Annotated in this window: 11 protein-coding genes; 8 read left to right on the top strand and 3 right to left on the bottom strand. The window is 67.5% G+C overall.

Going from position 1 to position 11,561, the window contains the following annotated elements; genetic code table 11:
* Positions 1-107: 107 nt before the first annotated feature.
* The 7 genes from AC2EBS_RS08125 to AC2EBS_RS08095 all read left to right on the top strand — a co-directional run bounded on the left by AC2EBS_RS08125 (position 108) and on the right by AC2EBS_RS08095 (position 7,279).
* The gene (locus AC2EBS_RS08125; RefSeq protein ID WP_484727887.1) at positions 108-542 is read left to right on the top strand and encodes a DUF2147 domain-containing protein; all 435 of its coding nucleotides are present in this window, start codon (positions 108-110) and stop codon (positions 540-542) included.
* Positions 543-618: 76 nt separating this feature from the next.
* Positions 619-3,015, top strand: a complete 2,397-nt coding sequence (locus tag AC2EBS_RS08120; protein ID WP_484727886.1) for a 3-hydroxyacyl-CoA dehydrogenase/enoyl-CoA hydratase family protein — start codon at positions 619-621, stop codon at positions 3,013-3,015.
* 28 nt (positions 3,016-3,043) lie between these two features.
* A complete protein-coding gene (locus tag AC2EBS_RS08115; protein ID WP_484727885.1) occupies positions 3,044-4,258 on the top strand; it encodes an acetyl-CoA C-acyltransferase in 1,215 nt (404 codons plus the stop codon).
* A gap of 5 nt (positions 4,259-4,263) precedes the next feature.
* Complete coding sequence (locus AC2EBS_RS08110; protein WP_484727884.1) at positions 4,264-4,824, top strand: DUF1569 domain-containing protein; 561 nt, start codon at positions 4,264-4,266, stop codon at positions 4,822-4,824.
* A 46-nt stretch (positions 4,825-4,870) separates the two neighbouring features.
* Positions 4,871-5,737 (top strand): alpha/beta hydrolase family protein, encoded by an 867-nt coding sequence (locus tag AC2EBS_RS08105; protein ID WP_484727883.1) that lies wholly within the window; start codon positions 4,871-4,873, stop codon positions 5,735-5,737.
* Positions 5,738-5,768: 31 nt separating this feature from the next.
* Complete coding sequence (locus AC2EBS_RS08100) at positions 5,769-6,533, top strand: enoyl-CoA hydratase (RefSeq protein ID WP_484727882.1); 765 nt, start codon at positions 5,769-5,771, stop codon at positions 6,531-6,533.
* Positions 6,530-7,279, top strand: coding sequence for an SGNH/GDSL hydrolase family protein (locus AC2EBS_RS08095; RefSeq protein ID WP_484727881.1), 750 nt, complete (start codon positions 6,530-6,532; stop codon positions 7,277-7,279). Before AC2EBS_RS08100 ends, AC2EBS_RS08095 begins: the two co-directional genes overlap by 4 nt.
* Here the strand turns inward: AC2EBS_RS08095 and AC2EBS_RS08090 are convergent.
* A complete protein-coding gene (locus AC2EBS_RS08090) occupies positions 7,266-8,417 on the bottom strand; it encodes an NAD(P)/FAD-dependent oxidoreductase (RefSeq protein ID WP_484727880.1) in 1,152 nt (383 codons plus the stop codon). The two genes, AC2EBS_RS08095 and AC2EBS_RS08090, sit on opposite strands and share 14 nt — an antisense overlap.
* Positions 8,414-8,830, bottom strand: coding sequence for an acyl-CoA thioesterase (locus tag AC2EBS_RS08085; protein ID WP_484727879.1), 417 nt, complete (start codon positions 8,828-8,830; stop codon positions 8,414-8,416). The genes AC2EBS_RS08090 and AC2EBS_RS08085 overlap by 4 nt, the downstream gene beginning before the upstream one ends.
* A gap of 62 nt (positions 8,831-8,892) precedes the next feature.
* Here AC2EBS_RS08085 and AC2EBS_RS08080 point away from each other — a divergent pair, with 62 nt between their 5' ends.
* The gene (locus AC2EBS_RS08080) at positions 8,893-10,719 is read left to right on the top strand and encodes an ABCB family ABC transporter ATP-binding protein/permease (protein WP_484727878.1); all 1,827 of its coding nucleotides are present in this window, start codon (positions 8,893-8,895) and stop codon (positions 10,717-10,719) included.
* A gap of 152 nt (positions 10,720-10,871) precedes the next feature.
* On the opposite strand, the gene AC2EBS_RS08075 is transcribed toward AC2EBS_RS08080, so the two are convergent.
* A complete protein-coding gene (locus AC2EBS_RS08075) occupies positions 10,872-11,540 on the bottom strand; it encodes a PEP-CTERM sorting domain-containing protein (RefSeq protein WP_484727877.1) in 669 nt (222 codons plus the stop codon).
* Between the last annotated feature and the right edge of the window lie 21 nt (positions 11,541-11,561).

Genomic DNA, 11,561 nt, shown 5'->3' with positions numbered 1-11,561 from the left:
AGACATTGTTTCGGTTTCCTGTTGGGGGCTTCCCCCTCTCGTCCCCCCCCCGCCCGAAAGCCCGGTCGAGCTGCCGGGCAAACCAATAACCAGGAAGGAGACAAGCCATGAAGAAGATCATCACCCTCGCTGCGCTGACCCTGATCGCCGCTGTCGCCCAGGCCCAGCAATCGCCGGTCGGCCTGTGGAAGACCATCGACGACGACGGCAAGACCGAGAAGTCGCTGGTGCGCATCACTGAGAGCAACGGCGTGCTCACCGGCACGGTGGAGAGGATCTTCGAGGCCGGCAAGGCAGATTCCAAGTGCGACAAGTGCACGGACGACCGCAAGGACAAGCCGGTGGTCGGCCTGCAGGTGATCCGCGGTGTCAAGCAGGACACCGACGACAAGCTGCATTGGGTCGGTGGCGAAATCCTGGATCCCAACAACGGCAAGACCTACAAGACCCGGCTCAAGCCCATCGATGGTGGCAAGAAGCTGGAGGTCCGCGGCTATCTGGCCTTCTTCTTCCGTACCCAGACCTGGCTGCGCGTCGAGTGATAGCGCCGCGCGGCCGATGAGCCCAGGGCGCCAGCGCGCCCTCGTAGTAGCGAAGAGATTTTTCAGGAGAACTCAAGTGAGTCGATTCCAAGTCCGCAAAGTCGCCGTGCTCGGCGCCGGCGTGATGGGCGCGCAGATCGCCGCCCATCTGGTCAACGTCAAGGTGCCGGTCGTGCTGTTCGACCTGCCCGCCAAGGAAGGTCCGAAGAACGGCATCGTGACCAAGGCGGTCGAAGGCCTGAAGAAGCTCAAGCCGGCGCCGCTGGGCGTGCCCGAGAACGCCGCGCTGATCCAGCAGGCCAACTACGAAGAGCATCTCGAGCTGCTGAAGGACTGCGACCTGATCATCGAGGCCATTGCCGAGCGCATGGACTGGAAGCTCGATCTCTACACCAAGATCGCGCCCTTCGTCGCGCCGCACGCCATCGTCGCGTCCAACACCTCGGGCCTGTCCATCACCAAGCTCTCCGAGGTGTTGCCTGAAGAAATCAAGCCGCGCTTCTGCGGCATCCATTTCTTCAACCCGCCGCGCTACATGTACCTGGTCGAGCTGATCAACACGCCGACCACACGTCCGGAAGTGATCGACCAGCTCGAGAGCTTCGTCACCACCGCGGTCGGCAAGGGCGTCGTGCGCGCCAACGACACGCCCAACTTCGTCGCCAACCGCGTCGGCATCGCCGGCATGATGGCCACGATGATCGAAGCCGAGAAGTTCGGCCTGTCCTGCGACGTGGTCGACGACCTGACCGGCAAGAAGCTGGGCCGCGCCTCCAGCGGCACCTTCCGCACCGCCGACGTCGTGGGCCTGGACACCATGGCCCATGTCGTCAAGACCATGCAGGACAACCTGAAGGACGACCCCTTCTACAGCACCTACGCCACGCCCAAGGTGCTGGCCGGTCTGATCGAGAAGGGTGCGCTGGGCCAGAAGGCCGGCGGCGGCTTCTACAAGAAGGTCGGCAAGGACATCATGCGCCTGGACTTCGCCACTGGCGAATATGTCGCCGGCGGCAAGAAGGCCGACGAGATCGTCGCCCGCATGCTGAAGAAGCCTGCGCCTGAGCGCATCAAGCTGCTGCGCGAGTCGAGCAACCCGCAGGCCCAGTTCCTGTGGTCCATCCTGCGTGACAGCTTCCACTACGTGGCTGTGCACCTGGATACCGTGGCCGACACCGCGCGCGAGATCGACTTCGCGATGCGCTGGGGCTTCGGCTCGCAGCAAGGTCCGTTCGAGCTGTGGCAATCGGCCGGCTGGAAGCAGGTGGCCGAGTGGATCAAGGAAGACATCGCTGCCGGCAAGACGCTGTGCGCCGCGCCGCTGCCCGCCTGGGTGTTCGAAGGCCCGGTGGCCGACAACGGCGGCGTGCACAGCAAGGACGGTTCGTGGAGCGCCAAGGAAGGCAAGTTCAAGGCCCGTGCCAAGCTGCCGGTCTATGAGCGCCAGGCCTTCCCCGAGTCGCTGGTGGGCGAGGGCGCCGTCGAGCCGCTGAAGGCTGGCACCGAGCTGTTCAAGAACGACGAGGTGCGCGTCTGGACGCTGGACGGCGAAGTGGTGATCGCCTCGATCACCGCCAAGCTGCACCTGATCAGCCCGACCGTCACCGAAGGCCTGCTCAAGGCGGTCGAGATCGCCGAAGCCGGCTACAAGGGCGTGGTGATCTGGTCGCCGGACGATGTGTTCTCTGCCGGCGCCAACCTGGAAGCGCTGATGCCGGTCTTCATGACCAAGGGCGCCAAGGGCATCGCCCCGGAAGAGAAGAAGCTGCAGGACATGATGCTGCGCCTGCGCTACGCCAATGTGCCGGTGGTCGCCGCGATGCGCGGTCTGGCCCTGGGCGGCGGCGCCGAGCTGGCGGTGCACTGCGCCCGCCGTGTCGCGCACATGGAAAGCTATGTCGGCCTGGTCGAGGTCGGCGTGGGCCTGATCCCCGGCGGCGGCGGTCTGGCATATATCGCGCGCCGTGCCGCCGAGATGGCTGCGGCCGGCAATGCCAATGCCGACATCTTCGCCTTCCTGAAGGACGGCTTCACGACCGCGGCGACGGCCAAGGTCGCGACCTCGGCGCTGGAGGCCAAGAAGAACGGCTTCCTGCTCGACAGCGACATCATCGTGCCGAACAAGGACGAGCTGCTGTTTGTCGCCACGGCGCAGGCCAAGGCCATGTTCGACTCCGGCTACCGCGCTCCGCTGAAGTCGCTGATCCCGGTGGCCGGCCGTTCGGGCATCGCCACCATCAAGGGCCAGCTGGTCAATATGCGCGACGGTGGCTTCATCAGCCAGCACGACTTCCATCTCGCATCGCTGATCGCCGACGTGGTCTGCGGCGGCGAGGTCGAGGCCGGTTCGCTGGTCGACGAGGAATACCTGATGTCGCTGGAGCGCAAGCACTTCTGCTCGCTGCTGGAGCACCCGAAGACCCAGGAACGCATCATGGGCATGCTGCAGACCGGCAAGCCCGTGCGTAACTGATCAGGCGGCCAAAGAAGGAATTGAGATCATGAGCAAGCAAGTTCAAGAAGCCTACATCTGCGCCGCCACCCGCCTGCCTATCGGCAAGTCGGGCCGTGGTTACTACAAGAACACGCGTCCGGACGAGATGCTGTCGCATGTCATCCGCGCCGCGCTGGCCCAGGTGCCGGGTCTGGACCCGGCGGCCATCGAGGACGCCATCGTCGGCTGCTCCTTCCCCGAGGGCGAGCAGGGCATGAACGTGGCCCGCGTGGCCGCGGTGCTGTCCGGCCTGCCCAACACGGTGGGCGGTGTCACGGTGAACCGCTACTGCGCTTCGGGCATCACCGCACTGGCCATGGCCGCCGACCGCATCCGCGTGGGCGAAGCCGAGGTGATGATCGCCGCCGGCGTCGAGTCGATGTCCATGGTGCCGATGGGTGGCAACAAGCCCTCGCTGCCGCCGGCCATCTTCACCCGCGACGAGAACGTCGGCCTGGCCTACGGCATGGGCCTGACGGCGGAAAAGGTCGCCGAGCAGTGGAAGGTCAGCCGCGAGGCGCAGGACGCCTTCGCGCTGGAATCGCACCGCCGCGCGCTGGCCGCCATCGAGGCCGGCCATTTCAAGGCCGAGATGACGCCGTTCGAGATCATCGAGCGTTCGCCCAACCTGGCCGACGGCTCGATCAACGAGAAGAAGCGCGTCGTCGATATCGACGAAGGTCCGCGCAAGGACACGTCCGCCGAAGGCCTGGCCAAGCTCAAGCCGGTGTTCGCCGCCAAGGGCAGCGTCACCGCGGGCAACAGCTCGCAGACCTCGGACGGTGCCGGTGCGCTGATCGTCGCGTCGGAAGCCGCTGTCAAGCGCTTCGGCCTGACCCCGCTGGCCCGCTTCGTCAGCTTCACCGTGCGCGGCGTGCCGCCGGAGATCATGGGCATCGGCCCGATCGAGGCCATCCCCGCCGCGCTGAAGCTGGCCGGCATCAAGGCCGAGGACCTGGGCTGGGTCGAGCTCAACGAAGCGTTCGCCGCGCAGTCGCTGGCGGTGCTGAACGACCTCGACAGCAAGGGCATCGTGATCGACCGCGCCAAGGTCAACCCCAACGGCGGCGCGATCGCGCTGGGTCACCCGCTGGGCGCGACCGGCGCGATCCGTGCCGCCTCGGTGGTGCACGGCCTGCGCCGCACCGGTGCCAAGTACGGCATGGTGACCATGTGCGTCGGTGCCGGCCAGGGCGCTGCCGGCATCATCGAGCGTCTCTGATAGCGATGCGCGAGCCGACCATGCAGCGCCGCCGCCTGCTTCGCAACGGTGCACTGCTGGTCGTCGCGCCGGCCACGGCTGGCCTGGCGGGATGCCAGGGCAGCCTGCCGGCGCCTTTTGCCGACTGGGCCGCGGCTCGCTCGGCAGTGGCGGCCTTGCGCGATAGCGCGCCGCCACTGGCCAATCCGCAATGGAACCTGGCCCAGATGCTGCAGCACGCGGCGCAGAGCATCGAGTTCTCGCTGCAGGGCTTCCCCGCGCCCAAGCCGGCCTGGTTCCAGGCCACGCTGGGGCGCGCGGCCTTTGCGGTGTTCGATGCGCGCGGCGCGATGACGCATTCGCTCGACGAGCCCATCCCCGGTGCCCCCGCGCTGGACGCGGTGCAAGCGCTCGGCGCGTCGGTGCAGCGCCTGCTCGACGCGATGGATGCGTTCGAGCAGCACAGCGGCGCGCTGCGCCCTCATTTCGCCTATGGCGAACTCACGCGCGAGCAGTACCGTCGCGCCCATCTGATGCACCTGGCCAATCATTGGCAGCAGCTGCCGGCGCCCGCCAGCCGGGCCTGAGCGCACTGCCGTCTCGCCGGCCAGGGCCAAGAAGGAGACAGACTGCATGAGCGTCGTATTCCGTGCCCGTGACGGCTTCGAACTGCACGGTCACTGCTATGGCGATCCGGCCACCGCCAAGGCCGGCCTGCTGATCGCGCCGGCGATGGGCGTGGAGCAGCGCTTCTACGCCGACTTCGCCCACTGGATGGCCTCGCAGGGCTGGCTGGTCTTCAGCTTCGACTACCGCGGCATGGGCGCGTCACGGCCTGCAGCGATGAAGCACTCGCTGAAGGGCCTGGAGGCGGACATCCGCACCTGGGCCGAGCTGGACGCGGCGGCAGCGCTGGACGAGCTCTCGCGCCGCCTCGGTGGCGAGCCGGGCGCGCAGCGCCCCATCCACTGGATAGGCCACAGCCTGGGCGGGCAGATCCTGGGCCTGCTGCCCAACCGCGATCGCGTCGCGCGGGCGGTCACCGTCGGCAGCGGCAGCGGCTACTGGCGCGAGAATGCCGCGGTCTTGCGGCGTTATGTCTGGTGGTTGTGGTACGTGGTGGTGCCGCTGGCCTTGCCGCTGTTCGGCTACTTCCCCGGGCGCAAGCTGCGCAAGGTGGGCGATCTGCCGCGCGGCGTGATGGCGCAGTGGCGACGCTGGTGCCTGCACCGCGACTACATGATGGGCGAGGGCGGCGCGGCGCTGCGCGCGCACTACGCGGCCTTCAAGGCACCGATGCTGTCGCTGGCCTTCAGCGACGACGAGTTCATGTCGCGCCGCAATGTCGAATCGCTGCACGCCTTCTACGCTGGTGCAAAGCCGGAGATCCGCCGCGTCTCGCCCAAGGACATCGGCGAGCAGCGCATCGGCCACTTCGGCTTCTTCCGTTCCAAGTTCCAGACCAGTCTGTGGCCGCAGGTGCCGCAATGGCTGGCATGATGCCGATCGACCCCGAGACAGGAGACATGTGATGACCATCAAGACGGCCACGCTCAATGGTGTGCTGACCATCGAAATCGCCCGCCCCGAGAAGAAGAACGCGCTGACCCGCGACATGTACCAGGCCATGGCCGACGCGTTGGTGGCAGCGAACACCGACAAGACGGTGCGTTCGGTGCTGTTCCAGGGTCAGCCGGGCATGTTCACCGCCGGCAACGACATCGAGGACTTCATGGGCAGCCCGCCGCGCGACGAGAACGCGCCGGTGTTCCAGTTCATGCGCGCGCTGCTCGCCTGCGAGAAGCCGGTGATCGCCGCTGTGGCCGGCCCGGCCATCGGCATCGGCACGACTCTGCTGCTGCACTGCGACTTCGTCTATGTGGCGGACGATGCGCGTCTGGCCATGCCTTTCGTCGCGCTGGGGCTGGTGCCGGAGTTCGGCTCCAGCCTGGTGGTGCCGCGCCTGATGGGCCAGCGCCTGGCGGCGGAGAAGCTGCTGCTGGGCGACCCCTTTACCGGCGCGCAGGCGGTAGAGTGCGGCATCGCCAACGCGGTGCTGCCGGCCAGCGAGGTGGTCAACCATGCGCGCCGCGTGGCCGAGCGCTTTGCCCATCTGGCGCCCAGCGCGGTGCGCGAGAGCAAGCGCCTGATGCGCGCCCACGATGCCGAGCAACTGCTCGCCACCATCCGCACCGAGGCCGAGATCTTCAGCGCCCGCCTGCGCTCGCCAGAGGCGATGGAAGCCTTCCAGGCCTTCTTCCAGAAGCGCCAGCCGGACTTCTCCAAGTTCGATTGAGTTATTCAGCGCTTCCGCTCACCGCCGCGAAGATCGCGCTGGCGCCCGCGCTGCTCTGGCAGGGCCGCCAGGTGCGGCGCCAGGCCCTGCGCCTGCCCGAGGCCGCCGGCCCGCGTCAGGGTGCGGTGGGTGAGGGGCCGGGCGAGCTGCGTCTGCTGATCGTCGGCGACTCCTCGGGGGCCGGCGTCGGCGCCGCCCATCAGGACGAAGCCCTCGCTGGTCGCCTGGCCCATGCGCTGGCGCAGCGCCTGGGGCTGCGCGTGCACTGGCAGTTGCAAGCCTGCACTGGCCACGACAGTGCCGATGCGCTGGCCGCGCTGCAGCAGGCCGAGCTGGCGCCCGCCGAACTGATGGTCACCGCTCTGGGCGTCAACGATGTCGTCGGCCAGGTCTCGTCGCGCCGCTGGCTGGCGACGCTGGCCGACATCGACACGCTGGCGCGCGAGCGTGCCGGCGTGCGCTACACGCTGCACAGCGCGGTGCCGCCGATGCATCTGTTCCCGCTGCTGCCCCAACCGCTTCGCTGGATGCTCGGCGCCCAGGCGGCGCAGCTCAACCGTGCACTGGAACGCGCGCTGCAAGGCCGCGAGGATCGCGGTGTGCAAGCGATGCCTGATCTGCTCGGGGCAGACCAGGCCGCGGCGCTGATGGCCGAAGACGGCTTCCACCCGGGCCCGGCCGGCTACCGGCTATGGGCCGATAGCCTGGCCGAGCGCCTGGCGCGCCAGCTGCTCAGATCACATTGAGCTCGCGGTACGGCTGGCCCGCGGCAATGCGCGTCGGCGACAGCGGCGTCAAGTCGAGGCTGCGGTACTCGCCGTGCGCGATCAGCTCGGCCACACCGCGGCCTATGCCCGGCGCATGCTGCAGGCCGTGGCCGGAGAAGCCGCAGGCCAGCAGCAGATTGGGGCACTCGGGCAGCGCGCCGACCAGGCCGTTGTGGTCGAAGCCGTTCATCTCGTAGTAGCCGGCCCAGGCGCGCTGCAGCCGCAGGCTCTCGAAGCCGGGCACGCGCGCGGCCAGCGCGGGCCAGAGTCGCTCTTCGAACAGATCGGGCTCTGGGTCCAGCGGCAGACCGTCGGCGTCGTCGCCCAGCGGCGGGCCACCGCAGATGAACAGGCCGTCATCGCCCTCGGGACGGAACCACAGGCCCGAGGGATCGATCAGCAGCGGTGCCAGCGGCGCCCGCTCCGGGCTGCGAAAGGCATAGACGCTGCGGCGCTTGCCGCTGACCGGCACCGCCAGAGCAGCGGTGGCGGCCAGCGCGCCCGACCAGGCGCCGCAGGCCAGCACATAGCGTCCGGCCTGCAGCACCGTGCCGTCGGCACAGCGCAGCTGCGCGATCGCCCCATCGGCACTGCGCTGCAGCTCGAGCGCTTCGCCGTGCAGATAGCGCACGCCGCGCGACTGCGCCAGGCGCTTGTAGTGCTGCAGCAGGCCCCAGCCGTCGAACCAGCCTTCGCCGCTGCGGCCCCAGCTGCCCAGCGCCAGGTCGTCGGTGGCCAGCCAGGGCCAGCGCTGCTGCAGCTGCGCGGGGTTCATCAGCTCGATGTCGGCGCCGGCCTCGGTCTGCAGCGCATGCAGCGCACGCAGGCCTTCGGCGCCCGCCGGCGTGGCCAGGTACAGATAGCCGCGCTCGATCAGCGCGGCATCGGGGCCCATCGCGCGCAGCTGCTGCAGACCATACTGCGACAGCGCGATGTTCAGCGGCGTGCTGAACTGCTGGCGGATCGACGCGGCCGACAGTGCCGACGAAGCGCGCGCATAGCTAGGGTCGCGCTCCAGTACGACCACGCTCAGCCCCGGCGCCTCGGCGGCCAGATGCGCGGCGATGGCGCTGCCGATCGCGCCGCCACCGACGATCAGCACCGAGTCGGCGCTCATGCCTCGGCAGGGATGGGGCGCGGCTTGCCCTGGGCGTCGATGGCGACGTAGGTCAGGTTGGCTTCGGTCACCTTCACGACCTGCGGGTTGGACGGATTTCGCTCGGCATAGACCTCGACATGCACGGTGATCGAGGTGCGGCCGACGCGGGTCACATGGGTATAGAAGGACAGCAGATCGCCCACCGACACTGGCTGTTTGAAGACGAACTCGTTCACCGCCACGGTGGCAATGCGGCCGCGTGCGACACGGAAGGCCTGCACCGAGCCAGCCAGGTCCACCTGACCCATGATCCAGCCGCCGAAGATGTCGCCGTTGCCGTTGGTGTCAGAGGGCATGGGCATCACGCGCAGCGCGAGATGACGTTCCTGCGGGTTGTCGGGCAGGGTAATTGGAGAGGGGGCGTTGCTCATGGCGTCCAGGGGAGAAAATCAGATATCCAATTGTGAGCCACCGCGGGGTCTCCCGCTCGATCATGCATACACGAGTTCGCGCTGCGCAGCCCCAGCCAACGACAGACCAGACAGGGCCGCGCGCGCCCCGCTCCGACTGGGCAACGATCCGCAAGCTGCTGCCCTATCTGTGGCACTACCGCTGGCGCGTCGGCTTGGCACTGGCCTTCATGCTCGGCGCCAAGCTGGCCACTGTCGGTGTGCCGGTGCTGCTGAAGAACCTGGTCGACAGCCTGGCCATCAAGCCGGGTGACGTGCAGGCGCTGCTGGTTGTCCCGGTGGGGCTGCTGCTGGCCTACGGTGCCTTGCGCTTCTCGACCTCGCTGTTCACCGAGTTGCGCGAGCTGATCTTCGCCAAGGCCACCGAGGGCACGGCGCGCTCGATCTCGCTGCAAGTGTTTCGCCATTTGCATGACTTGAGCCTGCGCTTCCATCTGGAGCGCCAGACCGGCGGCATGACGCGCGACATCGAGCGCGGCACGCGTGCGGTGCATTCGCTGATCTCGTACTCGCTCTACAGCATCGTGCCGACGCTGATCGAGGTGGCGCTGGTGCTGGGTCTGCTGGCCTACAAGTTCGATGCGATGTTTGCGTGGATCACGCTGGGGGCGCTGGTGTTCTACATCGCCTTCACCATCATCGTGACCGAGTGGCGCACCAAGTTCCGCCGCCAGCTCAACGAGCTGGACTCGGTGGCGCACAGCAAGGCGATCGATTCGCTGTTGAACTACGAGACGGTCAAGTACTTCAACAACGAGGACTTCGAGGCGCGCCGCTATGACGAGAGCCTGGAGAAGCTGCGCCGCGCGCAGCTGAAGTCGCAGAGCACGCTGTCGCTGCTCAACAGCGGCCAGCAGCTGATCATCGCCAGCGCGCTGGTGGCGATGCTGTGGCGCGCGACGCAAGGCGTGGTCGACGGGCGCATGAGCCTGGGCGATCTGGTGATGATCAACGCCTTCATGATCCAGCTCTACATCCCGCTGAACTTCCTCGGCGTGATCTACCGCGAGATCAAGCAGAGCCTGACCGACCTGGACAAGATGTTCACGCTGCTGGAGAAGGAGCGCGAGGTCGCCGACGTGCCCGGCGCGCAGGCGCTGCAGGTGCGCGGTGCGGCGGTGCGCTTTGACAGGGTCAGCTTCGCCTACGACCCGGCGCGGCCCATCCTGCACGAGGTGAGCTTCGAGATTCCGGCCGGCCGCAAGCTTGCGGTGGTCGGCCCCAGCGGCTCGGGCAAGAGCACGCTGGCGCGGCTGCTCTACCGCTTCTACGACGTGGGCGAAGGCCAGATCAGCATCGACGGCCAAGACCTGCGCGGCGTCACCCAGACCTCGCTGCGCCGCGCCATCGGCATCGTGCCGCAGGACACCGTGCTGTTCAACGACACCATTGCCTACAACATCGCCTACGGCCGGCCCGGCGCCACGCAGGCCGAGATCGAGGCGGCAGCGCGCGCCGCGCACATCCATGACTTCATTGCTGCGCAGCCCAAGGGCTACGAGACCATGGTCGGCGAGCGTGGGCTCAAGCTCAGCGGCGGCGAGAAGCAGCGCGTGGCGATTGCGCGCACGCTGCTTAAGAATCCGCCCATCCTGATCTTCGACGAGGCGACTTCGGCGCTGGATTCACGCAACGAGCGCGCGATTCAGGCCGAGCTGGATGCGGTGGGCCAGAACAAGACCGTGCTGGTGATCGCGCACCGCCTGTCCACCATCGTCGATGCGGACGAGATCATCGTGCTGGAGCACGGCCGCGTGCTCGAGCGCGGGCGGCACGAAGAGCTGCTGGCCCGCGACGGACGCTATGCGCAGATGTGGCGGCTGCAACAGGCCGGATCGGCCGCTACCTGAACTGCGACGGGACTCAGGCCGGGAAAGAGCGCAACAAGGAAAAAAGAAGGGCCCGCGGTGAGGCGGGCCCAAGCGTGCGTGCGTTCGTTCGCGGATCGTGGTGTGCTTCGTGGAGGACTTTGGCAGAACTTGGTCGTGTCAGCGGCCGCTGCCTACTGCGACGCGCCAGCCTTGCGGCGGCGACCCAGGGCAGCTGCACCGGCAGCTGCGGCGAGCAGGGCAAGCGTTCCGGGTTCAGGCAGTTCCGTGTCGCCTGGTGTTTGGGCGCCGAACACCAGATCATCGAAGAACATATTGCCCACTGGGGCGGTGAAGGTCACGGAGTAGACGATTCCGGAGAAGGCGAGCTTCTGTTCGTACCACTTGCAGGCGAGGTCTACATCCCATTCCTGGCTTCGGCATGACTCACCGCTTTTCGCGTCGAAGCTCAGTACCTTCTCTGTCGTGCCATCGGCAAACTGCCCCGTCAGGACAGCGCTCGTACCAGGGGAGGGATCGACGCCGGCGAAGAAGAACGAGAAGCTGTCCTGGAAGCCACCGTCGACGGTGATGATGAAGCTCGCGACCAGGCTGTCCGGGTCGGTGACTGCGATGGCGCTATCAGCCGATGGCGCCCCCGAAAACTGGGCGCCGAAGCTCCCGCCCACGGCGTCGACCGGGCGGAAGGCAACGGCCGGCAGGGAGAAGCGGATGCCGTACTGTTCGGCGTAGCGGTCGAGTACTGCGCGTGGCTCGTTGTCTTCCTTGACGATGTCATCGAAGCTCAGCTTGATGCCTGCCTGCGATGACAGGGACATGCCGAGCAGCGTGGCAGCGATCATTGTTCTGACTGGCTTCATGGG

It is taken from the genome of Roseateles sp. T103 (genome assembly GCF_057219915.1).
Note: the sequence above shows the minus strand (reverse complement) of the source record. Positions and strands in the feature narration are given on the sequence as shown.